The following is a 24,018-nucleotide window of genomic DNA, read 5'->3' as shown; positions in this document are numbered from 1 at the left end:
GAACGTTCAATAAAATGCCTAAAACAAAAACATCAAAAGCAGAGGTATTACAAAGAGTAATCCCCATACTAAGAGAACGTGGTATTGCAAAAAGTAGCATGAGCGAATTAGCTAAAGCATGTGATATTCAAAAGTCGCATTTTTACTACTATTTCAGCAATAAGGAGCAGTTGATAAAAGAAGTACTTGCCACTGTACACGGTTATTTCAAATATAACTTATCTAAAATCATAGGTAACAAAGATTTAAACATTTCAGAAAAACTAGAACAAGTTAGAAAGCTCATTGACAAAATGTTTAAAAATGCTAATAGTGGTTGTATCATGGCTAATACAGCCCTAGAAACAGCTCATTTAAACCCCATTTACAAAGATGAAATACAACATTTTTTTGCTGACTTTATCTATGGATTACAGATTTTACTAAAACCCAATTACTCCAAAGAAAAATCTTTAGAATTAGCTGAGCAAATTGTACAAGATTTAGAAGGAGGAATCCTGTTGATGAGAATTTACAATGATCATAAATACATTAACAACGCAGTATCTAGAATGGAAAAAATTATTTTAAAAACTAACTAATGAAATCAATTACCATACACTCTACAGACGACTACCCTATTTCAGCACATGAATTTGTTCCTTCTTCCTCTAATCATATATCGGTTGTATTTGCACCTGCCGTTGCAGTTCCACAAAAATTTTACTTTCATATAGCCGAATATTTAGCAGATAAAGGCTGTAATGTATTTACATTTGATTATCGTAGTATTGGCTCATCTAATTCTAAAAGTATAACAGCATTAAAAAATCATGGATTCTTTTCTTGGGCAATGGATTTTAAATCAGTTTCTAAACATGTAAAAGAAAAATTTCCGAATAATACTCAATTTATGATAGGCCATAGCTACGGAGGAAATAGTGTTGGTTTTAGTGATGCTTTCCAATACTATGATAAATATCTAACCATTGGATCTCAGTTTGGCTTCTACAAACATTTTGCTCCAAAAATGCGTTTTTTGATCTACCTAAATTTTAAATTCTTTGTACCTATTACCACATCCATTTTAGGATATTATCCGTCTAAATGGTTTGGATTAGGAAGACCTTTAACCACCAAAGCTGCAAAAGACTGGGCTACTTTTTTATTACACCCGGATTCGATGTTGCACTTTACAAAAGGAAATTCGGAAACTTTTTATCAAGAAATTAAAGATTCCATGTTACTGATTAGCATAGATGACGATCTTTTTGCTCCTAAAAAGTCTGTTGATATTCTTGGAGATCGTGTATATCACAACGCAAAAACAACTAGAAAACACTTAGTACCATCAGATTACAACTTAAAAACAATAGGCCATTTTGATTTTTTTAGAAAGAAAAATCAAGATATCTTGTGGCCTATTATTGATCAATGGTTTGAACTCTAAAATATAATTAAAGCTATGCATAAAGAGGTGGTATATCAATCTACGAACACCTACGATACCCTAAACAAACTTACTGAAAAAACTAAGACAGTTTGGCTAGTATTTCATGGTATTGGATATCTAAGTAGGTATTTTATTCGATTATTTCAAAGCTTAGATCCAGAAGAAAACTATATTATAGCTCCACAAGCTCCTGCGAAATATTATAAAAACAATGACTACAAAAGAGTCGGAGCTAGTTGGTTAACCAAGGAAAATACTAAAACAGAGACTAAAAATATTCTCAATTACATCGATGCGGTGGTAGAAATGGAAAAAATTCCTTCACATACCAAATTTGTTGTTCTTGGATATTCTCAAGGGGTTAGCATTGCTAGTAGATGGATAGCTAGTAGACGAATACAACCTGCTGGTTTAGTGATGATTTCTGGAGGTTTCCCTAAAGAATTACAAAAAGAACATTTCTCTTTTCTATCTGGAACAACAAAAGTCACCCATATATTAGGAGAAAACGATCCATATTTTGAAATAGAAAAAGTAAATGCAGAAAAAATACGTGTTAAAAATATTCTCCCTCAAATAGAATTCAGGACGCATCGAGGAGGACATGAACTAAATATAGAAACTCTTACAGATATCATTTAAAACAAATTAACATAACCGATTACTCTAGACATATCATCTACAGAACACATCTAATATGTTAATTTTCCATTTTATGTAGTAACATTTCATTAACTTATGATATTAATAAGTGTAACCCGAATTTTAACTACGAAACTATTATGAGAGGTCTGTTGTTTTTATTATTTCTATGCTTAGCCCCTTTTTGGAAATCTTATTCTATTGGAGATATTTATATAGATAGAGTAACTGGTAAACAACTAGGTACTGATGGATCTAAAACTAACAATCTAAGAGTAATAGACATTAGAGAATGGATTTATGTTTTAGAGGAAAAAGGAGGGCCAAATTCTATGCCCGGTATTAAAGAACTACACCAAAACAGTTCTGTAATAACTTTTAATGAGTATCAAATACAGCAAGTGATTCAAAGAGTTACAGATGATACTACCCAAGAAGGCCTAGAAAATCAATTATTTATTGTCCTAAATGTGAATAATGGCAGAGTATACGCCCTAAGAGACTGGTCTCCCGAATTTAAAACTGAAAAAGAGATTATGATTAATACTTATAGAATTGGTTCCTTCGGTGCACCCAGAATAGGAGAAGGTTTAATGCTTCTTGGCCAATTACATAGTCATCCAAAAGAAAATCATTCTAACAAAATAAATATTAGATCTGTTTCAGAACATGATGTAGAAGCTGCAAAATCGTTGGAAATTCCGGTTTTTGCAGTTGATGCATTTATCTTAAATGATGAATTTGATTCCATGCAAAATCATAAAAACTCTCGAACTTCTTATATACATCTGGTTAACAAAACAGGTGTCATCAAAAAATTTATTGGACAAACTTACGGTATGAATGGATTGAATACCTTTAACTTTTCTAAGTATTTTGATTTTCTTTTAAGAAAAGAAAACGAAATACAACAATATTACAAACAGATTAATTGAATTTGATTTAAAACAAAAATTCAGTTCAAATTTATTCACAAAACCTTTCGAGCATTTACAGTATCATAGATAATAGTAAGTTTCTCTATTTGATTATCTAAAGTAAGCTCCAAAATATCAACTACTTTAAACTTTACAATTTTACTATTTTTTAGAGTCCAATGATAATCAAATAGTATTGAAATTCTGTTAGAATTTTCTTCTACAAATAATCCATCAAAATATAGTTTAGACGATTTGGTATCCTCCGCTAACTTATAGTAAAACTCTTTAGCCAACATTGTCCCATATACTGGAGATACAACAACTCCGTCTTTGGTAAAAAGCTGTATTACCTTATCTATTTCTCCATTTTCTAAGTATTCCAAGTACTTTTTCGTGAGCTCTTCTTTTGTCATTTTAAAGGTACCTTTCTTTTATAACCTCTAGATGGTGTGTTTGATGTCCAGAAAGAATATAACCGGCAGCTCTGGCACTCATGGGACTACCACTAGCCTCACCCACCCACATTAACATATCTGAAGTAAATCCTTTGTATAAAGAAATAGAACTACCTCTTACTGCCTTAAAATCTTCAACAAAACTCTCTTTTTTTATTGCATTAGCATTAGAGTTAGGAACATAGTCATCCTGATCAAACCCAATCAACGGACTATTATCTTTTCTAGCAAATCGTAGTGCGCGATATGAAAATATTCGTTCAGTATCAATGATATGTTGTAAAACTTCCGCAATAGACCATTTACCATCCGCATACGCATAGGTTAATTTTTCATCAGGAATATTTTCTACAAACTCCACAAACTGGGTTATTCCTTCTTTTAAGCCTTCTACTATATCTTCCTTCAACGCTTTGTCTATAAAAATTCCGTAATAAGGATTGTATTCTTCTTTGGATAATAACGATTGCATAAATATGTTTTAAAAATAATTGAGGAAAAATACTAATTCAGTTCTCATCTGTCTTTAAATTAACAGTTATTTATCATCTTTTAATACCTCGATGCGCTACAAATTTTAATCTGTTCCTAAAACTAGGAGGTTAATTTTAGTATTCATTGAAATAGCTCAAATAATTCTGCTTTATATAACAAATATATTTGTAAGTATTTTCTTATTAAATTATTTTTTTATATAATAATTGTGTATTTTGCAGACATAAATAGTGTTTTATCTGTATAATTATTTTTTTGGGGCTTAAAGTAATAACAAAAACTCTAACTAAATATTTATCAAAACACCTTTAGAATGAAAAACCTGCCCCATCTTTTTATTTTAATACTATTCATATCTAAGCCTATTTTTTCTCAACAAAAAGAGCTTGATAGTATAATTACTCGAATTACTACCTTGTCAGATTCCAGTACTATCGACTATGGTTCTAGACAAGTAGAACATCTATTTTGGAAAAAGGAATTCGACTTAGGTTTATTGTATGCGGATAAGTTATTGAAACTATCAGAAAAGCTTGAATATGATAAAGGTATAGCTACTAGTTACAACCAGATTGGTAATATGTACAATCGCAAAGATGAACTTATTAAAGCTTCTTCAAACTATAGTAAAGCAGAAAAATATTTTAAAAAAATCAATTTATTAGAAGGTTTGGCTTTGGTAAACAATAATAAATCTAGTGTTGAACAGGAACGTGGTAATCTGGAAAAAAGTATTTCTTACTTACTTGAAGCTAATAAATACAATTTCCAATTAAAAGATAGTATAGGTTTGTCTCGAACCTTAAATAATATAGGAAATGCATATGCAATGTTAGGTAAATTTGAATCTGCAAAAAGCTATTATACCCAGTCTATAAGTATTAAAAAGAAACATAAATTGAAAAAGTTAGGTACAAGTCTAAACAATATGGCTTTACTACATTTTAACGAAAAAATGATCGATAGCGCTACCAATTATGTGGTTGAAGCTTTATCCACTTGTAAAAAAAATGATAATATCCGAAGTGCCTCTTTTTCCTATGAAATTTTAGCCAAAATAGCATTGCATAAAAACCAACAAGCATTAGCCAAAAAATATTACGATTCGTCAATGATAGCAGGAATAGAGTCTAAATGTAATAGAGCAGTAATCAACTCTAAACAGCAATTAGGATACATCGCTATTCAAAACAAAGATTTTAGAGAGGCGGAAAAGATGCTTTCTATGTCAAGAGATGAACTTGCAAAAACGAATATCCCCTCATTACTTCTTACAAACTATAAATATAGCGTAAAATTAGATTCTGCCAGAGGGCAATACGCCAACGCCTTACAATGGCAACAAAAATATCAAAAACTATCTGACAAAAATACTCTCGAACAAAGTACACAAAAAGTAACACAAGCAGAAAACCGATTTAAAGCAGAAATGGAACAGCTTAAACTCATTGATGAACAAGAAAAAAGAGAACAAAAAACAAAGGAAAAATTATTTAGATCAAGAGTATTTAATTATATCGCTATTGGAGTTCTTATTTTCTTGTCAATTTTTCTGGCTCATATAATTAAAACAAAAAAAGAAAGAAAAAGATTGATCAAAAAATTGAATGATTCTAATCAAGTAAAAAACAAACTGTTTTCTATCATTTCACACGACCTAAAGAACGAAATACATGGACTTAATGGAAGTCTTAATTTAATGAAAAACAACAATTTATCTTCAAATGAATTGGGCGAAATTATTCCATTATTAGCTAATAGAACCCATCAAACATCAATAATGTTAACAAACTTGTTGAATTGGTCAAAATCTCAAATGAAGGAACTATATGCAAATCCCACTTCTTTCGATATTTCCGAAGTAATTAATAATAAATTCGCCTTCTTTGATCCCAAAGCTACCCAAAAAAGAATCAAACTTATTAATGAGTTACCTCCAACTAGAGTCTATGCGGATAAAGATATGTTTTCAATAGTATCTCAAAATCTAATGGCAAATGCGATCAAATTTTGTAACCCTGGAGATTCCATAACCTTATTTTCTAGAGCGAAAGGAGATTATTACCAAATTGGTTTTAAAGATACTGGCATAGGGATAAAAGCAGAGAATGTTCATAAATTATTCGCTGAAGATACATTTACAACAAATGGTACACAACAGGAAACTGGAACTGGTCTGGGCTTGAGAATCTGTAAAGAACTTATAGATCTAAACAAAGGTAATATTGCTGTAGAAAGCAAGCCTGGTGTAGGAAGCACCTTTTATATTACATTACCGATGGCCTCTTGAAAATTAAATAAACTACATATTCGGAATATATATCTTATTTCACCTGTTCTTTAATCCACGCTGTTAATACATCCAAGGCAATAGGTGAAAATGTTTGCTCTATTTCAGAATATTCACCTAGAGAACCTCGAGTAGCTTCTTGGAATAAATGATTCAGACTTTTAAGCTCCATTATTTCAACATTTGCATTACCCGCTTTATCCAGAGCAGCTTTAATAGCAGCAAGATTTTCTTTTGGAAGCACCTGTAAATCTTTATCACCATTTAACGCTAAAACAGGAATTTTTATTTTCTCTAAATACTCCGATGGTCTTGATCTGATAAAACTTGCCACTTCATAAGAAGTAATTTGATTTACTAATGCCTTTCGTTGATTTTCAGGAAATAGATTACCATACTTGTTTTTATAGTAAGAATGAATACTGTCTTTTAGTGATTGATTATCAAGCTTAGCTTCTTTAATAATATCATAAGCTTTTTCCACTAACTTTTGTCCTTGCTGGATTTGAAGTTCATTAAACCCCATATCTTTTTCAAAAGCAGCTTTTTGAGAAAGCATTAATTGATCACCAGGGACACCAGGAGCAGCTAATAATACTAAAAAGCTGATTTTTTTATTTTCCGAAGCTACTTTTGGAGCAACAATACCTCCAATACTATGACCAATCAAACCTATTTTAGCATTATTGATCTCTCTTCTTTCTTTTAAGAAATCCATAGCAGATTTTACATCTAGAGAGGAAAGTTCTATGGTTACTTTACTGAAATCTCCACCAGATTCTCCAACTCCTCGTTCATCGAAACGAAAAACTGCTATCCCGTTTTTTGTCAAATGGTCTGCTAATACTAAATAAGGTTTATGACCAAACATATCTCCATCCCTATTTTGTGGTCCACTACCACTTACAATAATCACCAAAGGGAATTGTCCATCTTTTTCTGGTAAAGTTAAAGTTCCTTTTAAGCTTACATTATCTGCATCACTCACAAAGGTTATTTCTTCGGAATAATAATTAAAAGGTGGTTTTGGTTCTTGCGGTCGCTTTAAAATAACCGTACCTCTTTTAAGGTTTAAAGGAATCGGAAAACCTCCTTGTTTCATATTCCCTATAATTTCACCATTATAATTTAAACTACCTTCATATGTTAGCTTTAGATCAGAAAAGATGATGATTACAGAAGTATTATCAACTTTTGTATTACTTGCCTTAGCTCCATTTAAACCTTGTGCTGGTATATCCAGAGTAGTAGTATAAATTGTATCTACTTTTTCTATATGGAAAGCAATATCTAACTTACTACCTCTTATATCAACAGTACCTTTCCAATCTCCAGAAAAATCTTGTGCATACGAACTATACAACAAACAAAAACAATATAAAATGCATACTATTTTTTTCTCCATAAGTATTGTGTTTTTAGATTGATCCTTCTGAACAATAATCTAGTATATACTATTTTGACCAGTATTCAGCTCCAAATACAAAGATTCAATTTATAAAAAAACCATAACATGTATTCATATTATGGTTTTTAAGCTAAAATATTATTATTCTTTAAGCCGAATTTCGACTTGCATTAATATTCCCGAACAGAGAACGAGTTACCATTTTTTCGTACACCTCTAAATTTTCATCATCTTCTCCAGATCTGTTAATATCCTGAATCTTCTTTAGTGCGTATTGCTGAATAGTAAGTAATGGCAATACGATATTTTCCCTAATTTCTATAGAAGCTTTTCCAGCTGGCTCATTTTCCATTAATTCTGAATATCCAGTTAATTTAAGCAAAAGACGTTTTGTAAGTTCGTATTCATCATGTATGATGTTCCAAAAAGCACCATACTCTTTATCATCTTTCATATATGCCGTTAACTGAAAGAATGATTTTGTCAAACTCATCATACTATTGCCGACTAAAGCTCGGAAAAATGCAGATCCTTTATAAAGATTTATAATTTTATCGAACTCACCTTTATCTTCGTATACTTTTAAAGCAGTACCTACTCCATAAAAACCAGGCACATTTTGCTTCAACTGGCTCCAACTACCTACAAATGGAATCGCTCTTAAGTCTCCAAAATCTAAACTTGTACTCTTACTTCTTTTAGAAGGACGACTACCTATATTTGCTTTTCCGTAGTATTTAAGCGTACTCATATGCTCTAAATATGGTAAAAACTTAGGATGACTTTTAAAATCTACATACGTCTGATAACTAATGTCTGCCAAATTCTGCATCGTCTCTTTATTCTCCTTAGAGAAAAGATTTGCTTCATTTGCGGTAAGCTCATTTTCTACTCCAGCACCTAGTAATTGTTCTAAGTTATATTGGCAGGAATCTAATGTCCCAAAATTAGAGCTAATGGTTTGTCCCTGAACCGTAATTTGTATCTGTTCATCTTCAATTGTAGGACCCAGAGATGCATAGAACTGATTTGTATTTCCACCTCCTCTTGCTGGTGGTCCTCCTCTACCATCAAAGAATATAACTTTCACATTATACTTTCTGGAAATCTCTGTCAATGCTTCTTTTGCCTTAAAAATCCCCCAATTCGCCATCAGATATCCACCATCTTTGGTACCGTCTGAGAAACCAAGCATAATAGTCTGCTTCATTCCGCGACGCTTAAGATGTTCCATATATTCAGGATTGGTGTATAAAGTTTCCATTACATGGTGAGAAACTTTAAGATCAGGAACCGTTTCAAATAGTGGAATTACATCTACCGTTGGTTGTTTCCAATCACATAGACGTATCATAGCAAAAGCTTCCATAACATTCAGTACACTTCCGTTATTACTAATGATATAACGGTTTGACCCACGCTCTCCATTATTTTTTTGTATGGTTTTGATCGCATAAATAGATTCGATTGTAGCTCTTGCCATATCGTCATCCAAAACTGATGGATCTAAATTACCTGAAATGGTAGACAATACTTGGATTTGCTCCTCCTCTGATAAAGACTCATAATCCTCTGGAAAGAATCCTAGTCCTAACTCATTGGTCTTTTTAACAATTTCCATCAACACTCCATGGTGCACTCGAGAATCTTGTCTTATGTCTAAAGTTCCAAAATGAAATCCGAATATCTTTACTTTATTAATAAGATCTTGTAATTCTTCTAAAAACAAAGATTGATGTTTACTTATCAGCTCTTCTCTTACCTCTAGTAATCCATTCATCAATGTATCAATAGAAAGAGGTTCGGCAGTTTTAGCATAATAAAAATTATCGTATAACGCAGATTCCAAAACTCCTAATTTATCCTGAAGATTACCAAAAGTTATTCTACGTTTTAGCTTACGCATATCACGATAGTAATTAATAAGAACAGTTTTACGAAGTCTTTTTGCTACTTTAAGCGTAGTTTCTGTAGTAACAAAAGGATTTCCATCTCTATCTCCTCCTGGCCAAAAACCAAGGTTTATCAAATCATTCTCAAGATCTTCTCCCTGAAAAATATTTTGTTGAATATAATTATATATCGTTCCTACCGAATGATAAAATACATTTTCTAAATACCATATCAAGCTTACTGCTTCATCATACGGAGTTGGTTTTTCTTTTTTAAAGAATGCAGTTTTTCCTAATTGCGCTAATAATCTCTTTATTTTCTGAGAATCATTCTCTCTGATCGCTGTATCGAGATCATGGATAATCCCTAAAACAGTACCCGGATAAAACTGAGTAGGATGCGCAGTTAATGTTGGACGTATCTTAAATCGTCTTAAGTATTCTTTTAACTCTTCTAATTGTCCTTTGGCTTGCGCTTCTTCTTTGATACTTCTTAGCGTACCACGACCATCCATATTATTTACTACAGGAAAAGCAGCATCTTCTATAGCATCAAACAATACTACTTGTCTTTCGATATATTGAATAAATCGAAATAATAAATCGTGTTTTTCTTTATCTGTAGGGTTATCTCTATACGATTTGAAAAAACTTTCTACAATTTCTGTTGGAGTTTTCTTTTGATCATAACCTTTTTCGCATACTTCTTTAAAAAGAGGTAATAAAACACCTGTATTAGTAATTTCATCAAAAGGTAATGTAATAAATATACTGTTGTATATCTGGTATTTAGTTAGAACGTTGTGGTTAAAACGATCTATTTTTGGTTGTCTTGCCATAATTGTGGTTACGAATATGGTTGATTAATAAAATAAAATACAAGAAAAAACCCTCTAAGATTATTTCCTAAAGGGTTTATATGTTTGCATACAATAGCCCTTTACAAATCTTGGAAGATTGAATGCATTAAACGTTTCTTATCATTGATACTTTCTTCTAACGATATCATAGTTTCTGTACGATATACACCATCGATATCATCCAATTGGAAAATAATGTCTTTTGCGTGATTAGTATCCTTAGCTCTTACTTTACAGAAAATATTAAATTTCCCTGTTGTGATATGAGCAACGGTAACGAAAGGAATTTCTCTGATTCGTTGTAAAACGAATTTGGTCTGAGATGTATTTTGAAGATATATTCCCACATACGCGATAAACGAATACCCTAATTTTTTGTAATCTAATGTTAAGGAAGAACCTTCGATAATCCCAGCCTCTTCCATTTTCTTTACACGTACATGAACAGTACCTGCAGAAATAAGTAATTTCTTTGCAATATCTGTAAACGGTGTACGAGTATTTTCAATCAACATATCTAATATTTGATGATCTACTTCGTCTAATTTAAATTTTGCCATAGTAATTCTAATAAATTTTCCCGATTAATTACATTGCAAAAATAACAGAAAAATAATGTTTTCACATATTTTTTTTCAACTTTTTGTTAATTCTGTTGAGAATAATTCATCATTTAAACGGAATTTTAACAACTCGTTTTCTGGAACTACCTCTACTGTAACGTTTTCGTTCTGTATTGTCCTTTTATCAGCGTTTATTTCTCTATGACCATAAAAATTTTGTAAATCTTCAATTTTAACAATTTTTGGAATGAATTTGACACTATTTTCTGACAATTCCTCAGTATATTGAATAGCAATGTCTACATTTTTTCCATTTAACATAACATCTCTCACAATAATATCGTAGAAAAGCTTTCCATTTTCAGGTATGTCAAAATATGTTTTATAATGATCTCCTTTAATTTCGTTCTTGGCGATATAAGAAACTGATGTCACTAAGGCGTAGAAAATATACTCTCTTGTTCTTTCTCTATCATAATCGTTATCGAAATGTCCAGCTTCAAACAAAATTGTGGGCACGTTAAGAGTCGACAACGTATCGCCCACACAATTTATATTAAAACCATCATCATACCTCCCAATACGATTAGGAATAAACTGTTGTAATACAGTATTCATTTCTGCTATAATTTCCATAGCAATCTTACGACAAGTAGTGATGGTACGTTTTTCATCTCCCGCAGGAGATAAAAAAGAAACTGTTGCAGGATTCTTAGTTTCTCCTGCACTAAATATAGTACGCTGTCCGTGGAGATTAAATGCATAATCAGGCTGAATACTATCTATGAGTTCTCTTAATACTATACTCTCCTTCTGGGTCCTATTTTGAGCATCTCTATTCAGATCTACTTTATTATAATTAAGACGTGTATACAATCTAGCTCCATCTGGACTCAAAATAGGTATGATATATAATGTACAATGCTTTAAAATATCTTGTGATAGTTTATTAGAGTCGTCAGACAACATTTTTAGAAAGTCAAATATTGCTTTAGTTGTGGTACTTTCATTTCCATGCATTTGAGACCAGAAAAGCAATTTCTTGGAACCTATACCCTTTTTAATGAGATAAATAGGCTCATCATTTTCTGAACTTCCTAACTGTTCGATCTCCGCTTTCTGAGATATAGTATCTATAAGTGGTTTAATATGTTCTAGATGTATATATCGCCCTGATATTGCAGACTGTTTATAAGTTGTAAACCAATCTTTTAATTCTTCAATTTTCATAAGTATAAATCTGGTCTAAAATTACTACTGTTTAAGGAAGAATCATAGAAAATAATATAAATTTTACAGATGTAAACTAGCATTACTTTTACAAATGTAAACTAACCTAATTTACAATTGTATACGATGTGAATATTTGTATTGTTTACATAATTAAACAGAATTCTAGTGAATAGTACAGAAAGGTATTTCATGAAGTACTTTAATTAAGTAAATTTCTAAAATCAACATTTAAATTACTTATTTTCAATTATTAATGACTAATTATTTAAAGCGTTAGATTAATATTAAATATATTGGATTTGACTATATTTACAATTGTAAACTGTTATTCTAAATCATTTGTTTACCTTTGTAACCAACTAATTTATTTAATCTAGTTTACAATGGTAAACACTACTGCTTTTGGAAAAAGAATACAGGAAATCATGAAATTTTACCACGTTTCAGCTTCAGGATTTGCTGATGCTATGGGCGTAGGTCGTTCTTCTATTTCACATATTTTATCTGGAAGAAACAAACCGAGTTTAGATTTTGTAATGAAAATTACCGAAGCATATCCTGAGGCAGAATTATATTGGCTTCTATATGGAAAAGGTACTTTCCCAAAATCAGAAAATCCGGTAGAAAAAGAAGAAAAAGTCAAACCAGTAAATGAGATAGTCCCTTCCTCTACTCCTAATCCTATAAATGAGTCGGTTTCAGAACAAGATCTTTTCTCTCAATCCGACACAAACGAAAAAGATATCAGTTCTGATCAAGTTACCACCCCTTCTTTAACTCAAAGTAAATCCAATTCTTCTCTTCATAAAGAAATAGAAAAAATCGTTTTCTTTTATAAGGATGGCACCTTCGAAGTATATAACAACTAACTTCATGTATATATTTCTGAAGAACTGTGTGAAATTTGGTGAAATAGATTTATTTTCGCGTAGTATCGTTTTTAATTCATTATGATTCGATTATTTTTTTTATTCCTTGCTTCTCTTCTATTTCTTGGTTGTTATCAGCAAGAACGAGATTGCCAAAATTTTCATACCGGAACTTTCGAATTCGAAACCTATCTTAACGGAGAATTAGCGAAAACTACTTTTGTCCGCAATGATTCTATAGAAATAGATTATTTTCTTGGCAAAAGTGATACGGCCAGCATACGCTGGATTAATGATTGTGAGTATATTGTAAAAAAATTACATCCTAAAAATATGGCTGAAGAAAAAGCCATACATATGAAAATATTAACTACAGATGGAGATACCTACACTTTTGAATATGGTCTTGTAGGTGTTAAAAAAAACAAACAGAGAGGAACCGCTAAAAAAGTTAACTAATGCTCGAAATTTTTACAACTGCTGATGCTTGGGTTGCCCTACTAACACTTACTTTTCTAGAAATTGTTCTAGGAATTGATAATATTATATTTATCTCTCTAGCTTCTAGTAAATTACCCGAACAGCAACAGAAAAAAGCTACTAATATTGGATTGTTATTGGCAATGCTTATGAGAATTATATTGCTATTTGGCATCTCTTTATTGGTGGCCATGGAAGCTCCCTTTTGGCATATTAATCTTCCTTGGATTAAAGCAGGAATAAGTGGTCAAGCCTTAATATTATTTGGTGGTGGAATTTTTTTACTTTACAAAAGTGTTCATGAAATACACGAAAAAGTAGATGAAAAAGGAGAAGAAGAAAAAGAAATTCAAGAAAAAAGTTCTAGTTCTTTATCAAAAGCTATCTTGCAAATCACTTTAATAAATGTTGTTTTCTCATTTGATTCTATTTTAACTGCGGTTGGAATGACCAATGGCTTAAGCGATAATCCTATTGATGCCCTAATTATTATGATCATAGCTGTAATTGTATCGGTATTGATTATGATGTTATTTGCTAATCCTGTTGGCCGTTTTGTAAACAAACATCCTTCTGTACAAATTTTAGGATTATCTTTTCTAATTCTAATAGGATTTATGCTTATTGCGGAAGCAGCTCATTTAGCACATCTAAAGATTTTTGAGACTGAGGTTGGTGTTATTCCTAAAGGATATCTGTACTTTACCATAGCGTTTTCTCTTTTTGTAGAGTTTATCAACTTTAAATTACGTAAAAAAGGATCTTTAAAGTAGTAGCTTAAGATTTTACACTTGTTGCATATCAAAAATTATGACCAAACTAAAAGAATTAAAGGATCGTAGTGGAAATATCTGCGAACTATGCGGAAAATCAGACGACCTAGGTATTTATGAAGTCCCTAAATCTCCAAATGTGGGAATTGATTCTAGCATATTATTATGCTCAGTTTGTTCTGCACAAATTGAGGATTCATCTACTATGGATCCTAATCATTGGAGATGCCTAAACGACAGTATGTGGAGTCCAGTATCAGGAGTTCAGGTAATGGTATGGAGGATACTTCATAGATTAAAATCAGAAGGATGGCCTCAAGATCTTTTGGATATGCTATATTTAGATGACGAAATATTAGATTGGGCAAAGGCTTCAGGAGATCATAATGAGGAAAATATCGAAATTAAGCATCTCGATGTAAATGGTGCTTTATTAAAGTCCGGTGATAATGTTGTTCTTATTAAAGATTTAAATGTAAAAGGAGCTAATTTTACAGCGAAACGCGGAACAGCGGTAAGAAATATCTCCTTAGTACATGACAATTCAGAACATATCGAAGGAAAAATTAATGGGCAGCATATCGTTATTTTAACGAAATACGTAAAAAAATCATGAATCGAATAAAACTCAGAAAATTATCGAAAACTTTCTACTTAAACTTTAAGTAAATAAAACACGTTACATTTTTCAATATTTTTTGTCTTTTCTTGTTATTCAATAACATTGCACTTTATTAATCACAACTTGCCTGCTATAAACTACCTCCCATTTATGTATAACAGGTAAAGTTTAAAGAAAAGAACTTAACCATGAAAAACAATGTTTTAGGATCATTATTTACAAAAATCCCTGTAGTACTAGTTTTGCTATGCTTTCACTTCAACATGTATACTACAAATGCGCAAACGTATTGTATACAACCAGGAACAGATCAGATTGCTGGAGAAGAAGACGGTTTTAGATATGAACTATGGAATCAAAACTCACAAGGCACAGCCTGTATGACTTTAGGAAATGGAGCACTTTTTAGCGGAGAATGGAGTGGTATTTTAAACTATCTAGCAAGAAGAGGTCTTGGGTATAACCAAACTCAAGAACATCAGGAAATAGGAGAATTTTATGCTACTTACAATTGTAATTATAATCCTTCTTCTGCTTCAGGAAACTCATATCTATCAGTATATGGATGGACTGTAGAGCCTTTAGTTGAGTATTATGTAATTGAAGATTGGAGGAATTGGATTCCTTCTATGGCCAATGGCGCTGAACTAAAAGGGTCTTTTGAAATCAATGGGAGTTTTTATGATATTTATGAAAATACTAGAGTAAACCAACCCTCTATTGTTGGAAACACTACTTTTCAGCAATATTTTAGCATTCGAAGAGATAGAAGAACTGAAGGAAGCATAGATATATCGGAGCATTTCAGACAATGGGAGTCTATTGGTATGGATCTAGGAAAATTACACGAAGTCTCTATTGTTGTAGAAGGATATCAGAGTAATGGAAGTTTTGAATTTACAGAACTAGATGTATCAGTAGACAATACGGTTTTGGGTGTTGATGATTTACAAAAACCTAACTCCTACTTTGATATATATCCTAATCCAGCACAGGATGTAGCTCATGTGAATTTTAATATTTCTAATCAAGAAAAAAAACTTGAAGTTTACAATGTATCTGGTAAAATTGTTTTATCCAAAAATTATGGTGCAACGGAAACCATTACGGAAATAGAAAATTTACCAAAAGGAATGTATTTTGTTGTTTTGAATACCAACAATAACAATGTAGCTAAAAAACTTATTATTCTTTAAGGCTGTAGCATTCATCGCACGCCTAGCGTTTTGTTGAAAATGTAAAAAAATAAACCACGGATTAATAGTGGTTTATTTTTTTACATTTTCATCTTTTAACCCATAACAGAGTACTGATTTTTTTAAACCAAATATTCTACCATTTTTTACTTCATAATTAGCATACAAATCACCATTTTTTCTAAACGCCTGTTGAATACCATCTTCTTTTCCCATATTCATAAACATTTTTTTATAAAGTTCTCCTGTAGTATACCATTGTTTTTGCTCTCCGTGAGGTTTACCTCTATAATAATTTAAATGAGATATTAGCATATGATCTGTTTCTGCAGACCATATCTTCTTCTCTCCATGAAGTTTTCCATTATGATAATTAGCCACTTCTTTAAAATGTCCATCAGAATACCATAAGGTTGATTTCTTTTGTTTTTTTCCGTTTAAAACACCTGTTCTTTCTTTTAAGGTATCATTACTATAAAAACTAACAATATAACCAGAGTAAAACTCACCATTTAATAACCACTGGGATGTTTTATGATTATAATGTAGATATGTTTTATGAACAGTTGTATCTGGTACTTCAACAACCCCCTCTTTAAGAAGATCAATCCCATTTTGTTTTGTTTTTATTTGTTCTGCACACCCTAAAATCAAAAGACATAACAATAATACAATTAATCTTGCATGCTTTATCGTTATTTTAAAACATGAAACACTCATTGTAAACAATTTAAAAAATAGCATTCGGTGTTCCTTGCAAATCTCCCGCAAAAAGCGCAATAACATTTCCTAAGTAAAATTCATTAACAATATGATAATGATAAAACTCTTCATCACCACTATGCTGAGTTGCTCCCAAATGACCACCAGATTCGTCAAGATCATTTGGATAAGCTCCATCCATTTCTCTCCTGCCATATAATAAAAAACCATCGGACATTATACCTATTAACTTTTCATCATCATACGAAAGCTCGGTGTTTTCTGGTACATCATATGATTCTATATGGTAATGATAACCAGAAGGGCCATTATGCGCTCCTGCATAATCAAATGTTTCAACAATAACCTCTTCTAGAGGTCTATTTGGCCCTTCTAAATCATTAAAAATAGGGACACCAGTAACTGAAATACCTATAGCCCCTAACCCAGTTGCCGTACTTGTTGAAGCAATCTGTGGTGAAGTAGGAACGGTTAATGAATAACTTCTATCTCCACCAATACGACCAGGAGTTAGAGCAACTGCTATCACGGGCTCAATATATAAGGGATTTGTTTCTTCCCAATATGGAGATGTATGATTAGGGAGACCATTTGATTCTATAGTAATCTCATCACCATCGAATGAGACAGTTACCGCATCCGGATTAAATTCATCAAATGCAGAAACAGGAGTGCTTCCACTATCAGGGTCTGTAACATTAGATCCATTATCATCACTTTTACAAGAAAATAAAACAAGCATGGTTAACCCAAATAATATTCTGAACCGAAAAAAAACAGATTTTGTCATAATAATTTATTTTAATTGATTTTTCTCTTTTGACAATCAATTAAACAAAATCCTTCGGTAAAACTTTAATATTATTTTCTACTCCCTGATAAACGATTAATAACTTTACTCATAAAAGCATCGAAATCAACTAATTGCTCCTTTGTCAAAAGCTCTTTTATTTCTTTAAAATGAAGATATGTTAATTCAATTTTCTTTCTTTCATATTGTTGCAATTGATTTAAAATACTATCCTTGTTCACAACCAATGAGGTGTCTGAAAGACTCTCAAAGTAAGGATAAAGCAGTTTTACCTTTTCCTCATCTATATCGGCCATTTTTTGTTTATGCTCATCAGCTAAATTATGAAACCGAGATTCTTGCAAATCATTCAAACGTAATGTTTTTACTATTTCAGATCGAAAGTTCTTAGGCGCAGATCTCTTAATAGGTTGAGATGGTTTGATTAAAAGAAAGGCTAGAATAATAATATTAAGTACTACCAGACCTATGATCACGAAATTGTAAACTCTTTTATTATTCATAATTAATAAATTTGATACGAGTTAATTAAAGACTCATTATAAACGTTCATAAATGTTCTTTCTTTATAGTTTAATCGTTGATTCTGAACATAATAAACCAATGCTATCGAATTAACCAAAAGAACAAAAATAGCGGCTACTAAACCATACCTCAACTTAGTAAAAGGTACAAAATCAACTTGTTCAAAATGAATTTTTTCATTGATTTTTGATAACAGTTCAGGTTTTGGCGATGCCCTACGACTATCTTTCATACTTTGAAAGATAGCCTCTACCCATTTTTCTTTTTCTTCATCCATATTGCTTTTTAGACAATTAATTTTATGATTTCCTTCTATCGGGATAAATTTTTTCTAATTCTGACTTCATTTTCCTTTTGGCACGCTGTAATAAAGATTCTACTGCTTTTAAAGAAGTTTCCATAATATCTGCAACTTCTTGTCGAGGGAGTCCTTCAATATAACTTAAAATAAAAGCTGTTTTTTGATTTTTAGAAAGACAATCAATTACCTGATAAAGTATTGCTGCTTTCTCCTTATTTTCTAATAAAACGCCTGGGTGATGAAAATCAATAGATTGAGAATTAATTAACCGATTATTGAATATTTTAAATCTATTCTTTTTTTTTAAATAATTAAGTGATGTATTTACAGTAATGCGATAAATCCATGTATTTAATGAAGATTCTCTCTTAAACTTTAAAACATTTTTAAAAATTTTTAAAAAAACATCTTGCGTAATTTCTTCTGCATCTTCTCCAATTTTAGTGTAACTAAGTGCAGTATTGTAAATTTTTTCTGAATATAGAGTATACAGTGTAGCTAAGGCTTTTTCGTCCCCATCAATAATAGCTTCAATAATCTCAACTTCACTTTTCAATAAGTTTATGTTTTACGTTTAAATAAATCATTATCCGACCTATCTAGTATATAAATAAACTCTACTTAAAGGTAATTGTTGCTAATAAAAATATTACTGCAGAAAAGAACGAAATAAAATTTACTATAATATCTAATTTCTAAAAAATTACAAATACCTAGATTATCTGATTCTAAATAAACTTTTATTTACTTTAAAATCAAATAAAGTTGTCTTTTTTAAATCCTTAGAAGTGAATTTATATAACCCAAACTATTATATCAAAAAATCCCATATCATACAAATACGGGACTTTTTAATATCATAATTAACATATTTTAAAACATAAAGTAATAGTTTACATAAAACATGTAAATACTTAAAATTAAACTATTTAAAACAAAGAAGTTTGTTCTCCATCGCCATCATCTTCAGCATTATCAAGCGTTACGCCATTTCCTGTTTCCTTATTTTTTATGTCACCATCCACAGCCTCTTCTTCTACCACTTCAATTTCTTCTGCTGGCACATCTTCTGGTTCTTCATAGGGCAATGGATCTAATAAATTAATCTGCCTCACCTTCTCCGTAGTCAATTGATTTCCTTGTGCCTTGATTCCTTTTACAGCAATAAAATCCTCTAAACTAATTTCATCATTTGGTTTTTGATCCTTACCTCTAATTTTATTATAAACAACTTCTGCTACTGGCCTATGATCTGTGGAGACAATTTCTAAGAATGACTTCTGATGGTCAGAGATAAAACTTTCTTCCTTATCCGAATTCTCTACTATGAATCGTTTTACATAATATCGTTCTTTTTCACCATCCCAGTATATTGCAGAAATAGGTTTCATAGGTTTCCATTTCTCTAGAACAATCATATCCGAATCAAAATGAACTGTTATTTCCGGAACTATAGTCTTTACAACACCCTTTTGATTAACAATCAATAACCTATCTTCGCCTTTAAATTCTCCTAATAAATCTCCTCTTCCATCAACATTCAATCTTCTTACAGTTTCATCGAACCAAATTTTACGAGGCTTTAATGTTGAAACTCCTTGTTCCTTCAGTTCAATTTTTTTGATGTTATATTTAGTAACAATATTACCTTTTACACCTCTTCCTTTTATTAATAAATCAGAAAAATCAAGATCAAATTTTAATTTCTTGATACTTCCTGCCTGACGCAAGAAAATGGTAATTACTTCTGCCTCGCCATTAGGATTAGCTGTAAAATAAGTAATTTTAGAACTTTTCTTTCCTTGTGTTAGATCATATTCTTTATCTCTAGTAACACTGGTAACCGCAAATCGTTTTACGTAAGAAGCCCCACCTCTACCATCTTGGTAGATCATATTATAGATAGTTCTTTTGTCTTTCTTTTTAAAAACAGCTACATGAATAATATCTTTACCTACAAATGTTTTGGACCCTACTTTGGTAATCATCATTTTACCATCTGCCATGAAGCAGATAATATCATCAATATCCGAACAATCCGTTACATATTCATCTTTTCGTAGAGATGTACCTACAAAACCTTCTTCTCTATTTACATAAAGCTTTGTATTTCTGATTACTACCTTTGTAGCTTCTATATCATCAAAAATTCTGATTTCTGTTTTGCGCTCTCTACCTTTACCATATGTTTCTTTCAGTCTTTTAAAATAAGATACTGCATATTCAACTAAATGCTCTAAGTGATGTTTTACTTGTGCAATATCTTCTTCAAGAGCTTCTATCTTTTGTTGAGCTTTATCAATATCAAACTTTGAAATTCGTTTAATTCGAATCTCAGTTAAGCGTACAATATCATCTTCTGTAACAGGTCTTTTCAGATGCTTAATATGAGGTTGCAACCCTTTATCAATCGCCTGAATTACACCTTCCCAAGTTTCTTCTTCTTCTATCTCACGATAAATACGATTCTCAATAAAGATTCTTTCCAAAGAAGCAAAATGCCACTGCTCTTGTAGTTCATTTAATTGAATTTCTAATTCCCTTTTTAACAATTCTACCGTATGATCCGTAGAACGTTTAAGCATTTCAGAAACTCCTATAAAATTTGGCCTACTATTTTCTTCGATAATACAACCCAGTGGAGAAATTGATGTTTCGCAATTGGTAAATGCATATAATGCATCAATGGTTTTGTCTGGTGAAATACCGCTTGGCAGGTGTACCAAAATCTCTACATCTGCTGCTGTATTATCCTCTATTTTTTTAATTTTTATCTTCCCTTTATCATTAGCTTTTAGGATAGAATCAATTAAACTAGAGGTTGTAGTAGTAAATGGTATCTCACTTATAATCAACGTATTTTTATCTAATTGAGAAATCTTTGCGCGTACCCTAACCTTACCACCACGATTACCATCATTATAGTTTGTAAAATCAGCAATTCCGGCCGTAGGAAAATCTGGCAAAATAGTAAAACGCTTCCCCAATAAGTGCTTTATCGAAGCTTCAATTAATTCAATAAAATTATGAGGTAGAATCTTGGTACTTAATCCTACCGCAATACCTTCTGCTCCTTGTGCTAAAAGTAATGGGAATTTTACCGGAAGATTTATTGGTTCTTTCTTTCGACCATCATACGATAATTGCCATTCCGTAACTTTAGGATTATACACAACATCTAAAGCAAATTTGGATAAACGTGCTTCGATATAACGAGAAGCTGCTGCTCTATCACCAGTAAGAATATTACCCCAGTTACCCTGCATATCAATTAGTAAGTCTCTTTGACCAATCTGTACCATCGCATCGGCAATACTAGCATCTCCATGAGGGTGATACTGCATAGTATGACCAACAATGTTTGCTACTTTATTATACCGACCATCGTCTAAATCCTTCATAGAATGAAGAATTCTTCTTTGTACTGGCTTCAGTCCATCTTCAATTGCTGGTACTGCTCTCTCTAGGATTACATATGAAGCGTAATCCAGAAACCAGTCTTTATACATTCCAGTAACTTTGGTAATCACTTCCTGAGGCTGATGATCCTCTGGATTTAATTCATTATGCAATTCTTCGTTTTCGTTTTCTATATCCATACCTTTTTACGGGGCACTTTTTGTATTCCTTTTGGATTAATCTTCTACTGCGTCTAATTCTACTTTCAGATTTTCTATAATAAATTCCTGTCTACTCGGTGTATTCTTACCCATATAAAAAGACAATAACTCTTCTATAGACTTTTCTTTATCGAGCATCACAGGATCTAAACGAATATCATCTCCAATAAAATGAACAAATTCATCCGGAGATATTTCTCCTAATCCCTTAAATCGAGTAATCTCTGGCTTCCCAGATAATTTTTCAATTGCATCTTTCTTTTCCTGTTCTGAGTAACAATAAATAGTTTCTTTTTTATTTCGTACTCTAAATAAAGGCGTCTGTAATATATATAGATGTCCTTCTTTAATGACCTCTGGAAAAAACTGAAGGAAAAATGTAATCAATAACAAACGTATGTGCATTCCATCCACATCGGCATCGGTTGCTATCACAATATTATTGTATCTAAGATCCTCTAAAGATTCTTCTATATTCAATGCCGCCTGAAGCAGATTAAATTCTTCGTTTTCATACACAATCTTTTTAGACATGTTGTAGCTGTTTAATGGTTTCCCACGTAAACTAAATACTGCTTGTGTATTTACATCCCTAGATTTTGTTATCGATCCACTTGCTGAATCTCCCTCCGTAATAAACAAAGTACTCTCTAGGTTTCTATCTTTTTTACTATCCGTAAGGTGAATTCTACAATCTCTCAATTTTTTATTGTGCAAACTGGCCTTTTTTGCTCTTTCTCTAGCCAACTTACGAATACCGGATAAATCTTTTCTTTCGCGTTCTGCTTGAAGTATCTTCCGTTGTAATGCTTCAGCTGTATCAGAATTTTTATGTAGAAAATTATCCAGTTTCGTTTTTACAAAGTCATTTATATATGTTCTTACCGTTGGAAAATCACCTCCCATTTCGGTGGAACCTAATTTGGTTTTTGTCTGACTTTCAAAAACCGGTTCCATAACTTTTAAACTAATGGCAGCAACGATAGATTTACGAATATCACTTGCTTCGTAATTTTTTCCATAAAATTCTCTTACCGTTTTTACTACCGCTTCTCTAAATGCAGCCTGATGAGTTCCTCCTTGTGTAGTATGCTGTCCATTTACAAAAGAATGATATTCTTCGCTATATTGAGTTTTACTATGTGTAATCGCAATCTCTATATCCTCACCTAACAAATGAATAATTGGATATAAACGATCCTCTTGATTGATATTATCTGAAAGTAAATCTTTTAATCCGTTTTCAGAAAAATATTTTTCTCCATTAAAAATTATAGTTAATCCAGGATTTAGATACACATAATTTTTAAGCATTTTTGTTACGTACTCGGTACGATATTTATAATTCTTAAAAATAGAAGCATCTGGTATAAAAGAAACCTTAGTTCCTTTTCGTCTTGAAGTTTCTTCTAATTTTTCCTGATTCGTTAGGTTTCCTTTTTCGAATTCTGCAGAAGCAGATTTTCCATCTCTGGTGGATTCTACTCTAAAATATGTAGATAATGCATTCACTGCTTTAGTACCTACTCCATTTAGACCTACTGATTTCTTAAATGCTCTGGAATCGTACTTACCTCCTGTATTCATTTTAGAAACTACATCAACTACTTTTCCCAAAGGGATCCCACGACCATAATCTCTAACAATTACTTTATCACCTTGTATAGAAATTTCTATGGTTTTACCGGCACCCATGACATATTCATCAATAGAATTATCAAGCACTTCTTTTAGTAAAATATAGATTCCATCATCTGCTGAAGATCCATCACCTAGTTTCCCTATGTACATCCCAGGTCGCATACGGATATGCTCTTTCCAATCGAGGGATCGTATATTATCTTCGGTATATTTTGTTTCCTGACTCATAAAATTTTGGGTAGAATGCTTGCTAATATAAGATTTCAC

Annotated in this window: 23 protein-coding genes; 10 read left to right on the top strand and 13 right to left on the bottom strand. The window is 31.7% G+C overall.

What is annotated here, in order from left to right; all coding sequences use genetic code 11:
* Positions 1–14: 14 nt before the first annotated feature.
* From ABD077_RS10210 to ABD077_RS10195, 4 genes are all read left to right on the top strand, one after another.
* Positions 15–581 carry a TetR/AcrR family transcriptional regulator gene (locus ABD077_RS10210; RefSeq protein WP_343912213.1) on the top strand — a complete coding sequence of 189 codons (567 nt, stop codon included), beginning with the start codon at positions 15–17 and terminating at the stop codon, positions 579–581.
* Complete coding sequence (locus tag ABD077_RS10205; RefSeq protein ID WP_343912212.1) at positions 581–1,429, top strand: alpha/beta hydrolase family protein; 849 nt, start codon at positions 581–583, stop codon at positions 1,427–1,429. The genes ABD077_RS10210 and ABD077_RS10205 overlap by 1 nt, the downstream gene beginning before the upstream one ends.
* A gap of 15 nt (positions 1,430–1,444) precedes the next feature.
* Positions 1,445–2,074, top strand: coding sequence for an alpha/beta hydrolase (locus tag ABD077_RS10200; RefSeq protein ID WP_343912211.1), 630 nt, complete (start codon positions 1,445–1,447; stop codon positions 2,072–2,074).
* A 140-nt stretch (positions 2,075–2,214) separates the two neighbouring features.
* The gene (locus ABD077_RS10195) at positions 2,215–3,009 is read left to right on the top strand and encodes a hypothetical protein (RefSeq protein ID WP_343912210.1); all 795 of its coding nucleotides are present in this window, start codon (positions 2,215–2,217) and stop codon (positions 3,007–3,009) included.
* A gap of 35 nt (positions 3,010–3,044) precedes the next feature.
* Here ABD077_RS10195 and ABD077_RS10190 read toward each other — a convergent pair whose 3' ends face one another.
* On the bottom strand, positions 3,045–3,407 hold the full coding sequence (locus ABD077_RS10190) for a nuclear transport factor 2-like protein (RefSeq protein ID WP_343912209.1): 363 nt from the start codon (positions 3,405–3,407) through the stop codon (positions 3,045–3,047).
* Position 3,408: 1 nt separating this feature from the next.
* Positions 3,409–3,921, bottom strand: coding sequence for a DinB family protein (locus tag ABD077_RS10185; protein WP_343912208.1), 513 nt, complete (start codon positions 3,919–3,921; stop codon positions 3,409–3,411).
* Positions 3,922–4,257: 336 nt separating this feature from the next.
* Between ABD077_RS10185 and ABD077_RS10180 the strand changes: the two genes are divergently transcribed.
* On the top strand, positions 4,258–6,234 hold the full coding sequence (locus tag ABD077_RS10180) for a tetratricopeptide repeat-containing sensor histidine kinase (protein ID WP_343912207.1): 1,977 nt from the start codon (positions 4,258–4,260) through the stop codon (positions 6,232–6,234).
* A gap of 34 nt (positions 6,235–6,268) precedes the next feature.
* Here the strand turns inward: ABD077_RS10180 and ABD077_RS10175 are convergent, their stop codons facing one another.
* The 4 genes from ABD077_RS10175 to ABD077_RS10160 form a co-directional block, all read right to left on the bottom strand.
* Positions 6,269–7,639, bottom strand: a complete 1,371-nt coding sequence (locus ABD077_RS10175; protein WP_343912206.1) for an alpha/beta hydrolase family protein — start codon at positions 7,637–7,639, stop codon at positions 6,269–6,271.
* A gap of 151 nt (positions 7,640–7,790) precedes the next feature.
* Complete coding sequence (locus ABD077_RS10170) at positions 7,791–10,373, bottom strand: phosphoenolpyruvate carboxylase (RefSeq protein ID WP_343912205.1); 2,583 nt, start codon at positions 10,371–10,373, stop codon at positions 7,791–7,793.
* A 101-nt stretch (positions 10,374–10,474) separates the two neighbouring features.
* Positions 10,475–10,954 carry an Lrp/AsnC family transcriptional regulator gene (locus ABD077_RS10165; RefSeq protein WP_299601986.1) on the bottom strand — a complete coding sequence of 160 codons (480 nt, stop codon included), beginning with the start codon at positions 10,952–10,954 and terminating at the stop codon, positions 10,475–10,477.
* A gap of 75 nt (positions 10,955–11,029) precedes the next feature.
* Positions 11,030–12,187, bottom strand: a complete 1,158-nt coding sequence (locus tag ABD077_RS10160; RefSeq protein ID WP_343912204.1) for a M14 family zinc carboxypeptidase — start codon at positions 12,185–12,187, stop codon at positions 11,030–11,032.
* A 386-nt stretch (positions 12,188–12,573) separates the two neighbouring features.
* Here ABD077_RS10160 and ABD077_RS10155 point away from each other — a divergent pair, with 386 nt between their 5' ends.
* From ABD077_RS10155 to ABD077_RS10135, 5 genes are all read left to right on the top strand, one after another.
* A complete protein-coding gene (locus ABD077_RS10155) occupies positions 12,574–13,059 on the top strand; it encodes a helix-turn-helix domain-containing protein (protein WP_343912203.1) in 486 nt (161 codons plus the stop codon).
* Positions 13,060–13,140: 81 nt separating this feature from the next.
* Positions 13,141–13,518, top strand: coding sequence for a DNA topoisomerase IV (locus tag ABD077_RS10150; protein WP_343912202.1), 378 nt, complete (start codon positions 13,141–13,143; stop codon positions 13,516–13,518).
* Positions 13,518–14,312, top strand: a complete 795-nt coding sequence (locus tag ABD077_RS10145; protein WP_343912201.1) for a TerC family protein — start codon at positions 13,518–13,520, stop codon at positions 14,310–14,312. The genes ABD077_RS10150 and ABD077_RS10145 overlap by 1 nt, the downstream gene beginning before the upstream one ends.
* 37 nt (positions 14,313–14,349) lie before the next feature.
* Positions 14,350–14,928: a PhnA domain-containing protein gene (locus tag ABD077_RS10140; RefSeq protein ID WP_343912200.1), complete on the top strand. Its 579-nt coding sequence runs from the start codon at positions 14,350–14,352 to the stop codon at positions 14,926–14,928.
* Positions 14,929–15,122: 194 nt separating this feature from the next.
* Positions 15,123–16,130, top strand: a complete 1,008-nt coding sequence (locus ABD077_RS10135; RefSeq protein ID WP_343912199.1) for a glycoside hydrolase family 11 protein — start codon at positions 15,123–15,125, stop codon at positions 16,128–16,130.
* Between the two features lie 72 nt (positions 16,131–16,202).
* Here the strand turns inward: ABD077_RS10135 and ABD077_RS10130 are convergent, their stop codons facing one another.
* The 7 genes from ABD077_RS10130 to ABD077_RS10100 form a co-directional block, all read right to left on the bottom strand.
* On the bottom strand, positions 16,203–16,850 hold the full coding sequence (locus ABD077_RS10130) for a toxin-antitoxin system YwqK family antitoxin (protein WP_343912198.1): 648 nt from the start codon (positions 16,848–16,850) through the stop codon (positions 16,203–16,205).
* 10 nt (positions 16,851–16,860) lie between these two features.
* Positions 16,861–17,643 (bottom strand): YHYH protein, encoded by a 783-nt coding sequence (locus ABD077_RS10125; protein WP_343912197.1) that lies wholly within the window; start codon positions 17,641–17,643, stop codon positions 16,861–16,863.
* A gap of 71 nt (positions 17,644–17,714) precedes the next feature.
* Positions 17,715–18,167: a hypothetical protein gene (locus ABD077_RS10120; protein ID WP_343912196.1), complete on the bottom strand. Its 453-nt coding sequence runs from the start codon at positions 18,165–18,167 to the stop codon at positions 17,715–17,717.
* 2 nt (positions 18,168–18,169) lie between these two features.
* Positions 18,170–18,466 (bottom strand): hypothetical protein, encoded by a 297-nt coding sequence (locus tag ABD077_RS10115; RefSeq protein WP_343912195.1) that lies wholly within the window; start codon positions 18,464–18,466, stop codon positions 18,170–18,172.
* A gap of 22 nt (positions 18,467–18,488) precedes the next feature.
* Positions 18,489–19,046 (bottom strand): RNA polymerase sigma factor, encoded by a 558-nt coding sequence (locus ABD077_RS10110; protein WP_343912194.1) that lies wholly within the window; start codon positions 19,044–19,046, stop codon positions 18,489–18,491.
* 373 nt (positions 19,047–19,419) lie between these two features.
* A complete protein-coding gene (locus ABD077_RS10105; RefSeq protein WP_343912193.1) occupies positions 19,420–22,089 on the bottom strand; it encodes a DNA gyrase/topoisomerase IV subunit A in 2,670 nt (889 codons plus the stop codon).
* 36 nt (positions 22,090–22,125) lie between these two features.
* Complete coding sequence (locus tag ABD077_RS10100; protein WP_299602017.1) at positions 22,126–23,979, bottom strand: DNA topoisomerase IV subunit B; 1,854 nt, start codon at positions 23,977–23,979, stop codon at positions 22,126–22,128.
* Between the last annotated feature and the right edge of the window lie 39 nt (positions 23,980–24,018).

The organism is Aquimarina litoralis, from assembly GCF_039523995.1.
GTDB lineage: Bacteria > Bacteroidota > Bacteroidia > Flavobacteriales > Flavobacteriaceae > Aquimarina > Aquimarina litoralis.
Note: the sequence above shows the minus strand (reverse complement) of the source record. Positions and strands in the feature narration are given on the sequence as shown.

What these genes read in the sequence shown, in the direction of transcription:
- ABD077_RS10180 (WP_343912207.1), top strand. Translation starts at nt 4,258, where the DNA reads ATGAAAAACCTGCCCCATCTTTTTATTTTAATACTATTCATATCTAAG.
- ABD077_RS10145 (WP_343912201.1), top strand. Translation starts at nt 13,518, where the DNA reads ATGCTCGAAATTTTTACAACTGCTGATGCTTGGGTTGCCCTACTAACA.
- ABD077_RS10140 (WP_343912200.1), top strand. Translation starts at nt 14,350, where the DNA reads ATGACCAAACTAAAAGAATTAAAGGATCGTAGTGGAAATATCTGCGAA.
- ABD077_RS10130 (WP_343912198.1), bottom strand. Translation starts at nt 16,850, where the DNA reads ATGAGTGTTTCATGTTTTAAAATAACGATAAAGCATGCAAGATTAATT.
- ABD077_RS10120 (WP_343912196.1), bottom strand. Translation starts at nt 18,167, where the DNA reads ATGAATAATAAAAGAGTTTACAATTTCGTGATCATAGGTCTGGTAGTA.
- ABD077_RS10185 (WP_343912208.1), bottom strand. Translation starts at nt 3,921, where the DNA reads ATGCAATCGTTATTATCCAAAGAAGAATACAATCCTTATTACGGAATT.
- ABD077_RS10100 (WP_299602017.1), bottom strand. Translation starts at nt 23,979, where the DNA reads ATGAGTCAGGAAACAAAATATACCGAAGATAATATACGATCCCTCGAT.
- ABD077_RS10125 (WP_343912197.1), bottom strand. Translation starts at nt 17,643, where the DNA reads ATGACAAAATCTGTTTTTTTTCGGTTCAGAATATTATTTGGGTTAACC.
- ABD077_RS10195 (WP_343912210.1), top strand. Translation starts at nt 2,215, where the DNA reads ATGAGAGGTCTGTTGTTTTTATTATTTCTATGCTTAGCCCCTTTTTGG.
- ABD077_RS10135 (WP_343912199.1), top strand. Translation starts at nt 15,123, where the DNA reads ATGAAAAACAATGTTTTAGGATCATTATTTACAAAAATCCCTGTAGTA.
- ABD077_RS10150 (WP_343912202.1), top strand. Translation starts at nt 13,141, where the DNA reads ATGATTCGATTATTTTTTTTATTCCTTGCTTCTCTTCTATTTCTTGGT.
- ABD077_RS10105 (WP_343912193.1), bottom strand. Translation starts at nt 22,089, where the DNA reads ATGGATATAGAAAACGAAAACGAAGAATTGCATAATGAATTAAATCCA.
- ABD077_RS10160 (WP_343912204.1), bottom strand. Translation starts at nt 12,187, where the DNA reads ATGAAAATTGAAGAATTAAAAGATTGGTTTACAACTTATAAACAGTCT.
- ABD077_RS10200 (WP_343912211.1), top strand. Translation starts at nt 1,445, where the DNA reads ATGCATAAAGAGGTGGTATATCAATCTACGAACACCTACGATACCCTA.
- ABD077_RS10190 (WP_343912209.1), bottom strand. Translation starts at nt 3,407, where the DNA reads ATGACAAAAGAAGAGCTCACGAAAAAGTACTTGGAATACTTAGAAAAT.
- ABD077_RS10210 (WP_343912213.1), top strand. Translation starts at nt 15, where the DNA reads ATGCCTAAAACAAAAACATCAAAAGCAGAGGTATTACAAAGAGTAATC.
- ABD077_RS10175 (WP_343912206.1), bottom strand. Translation starts at nt 7,639, where the DNA reads ATGGAGAAAAAAATAGTATGCATTTTATATTGTTTTTGTTTGTTGTAT.
- ABD077_RS10165 (WP_299601986.1), bottom strand. Translation starts at nt 10,954, where the DNA reads ATGGCAAAATTTAAATTAGACGAAGTAGATCATCAAATATTAGATATG.
- ABD077_RS10205 (WP_343912212.1), top strand. Translation starts at nt 581, where the DNA reads ATGAAATCAATTACCATACACTCTACAGACGACTACCCTATTTCAGCA.
- ABD077_RS10170 (WP_343912205.1), bottom strand. Translation starts at nt 10,373, where the DNA reads ATGGCAAGACAACCAAAAATAGATCGTTTTAACCACAACGTTCTAACT.
- ABD077_RS10115 (WP_343912195.1), bottom strand. Translation starts at nt 18,466, where the DNA reads ATGGATGAAGAAAAAGAAAAATGGGTAGAGGCTATCTTTCAAAGTATG.
- ABD077_RS10155 (WP_343912203.1), top strand. Translation starts at nt 12,574, where the DNA reads ATGGTAAACACTACTGCTTTTGGAAAAAGAATACAGGAAATCATGAAA.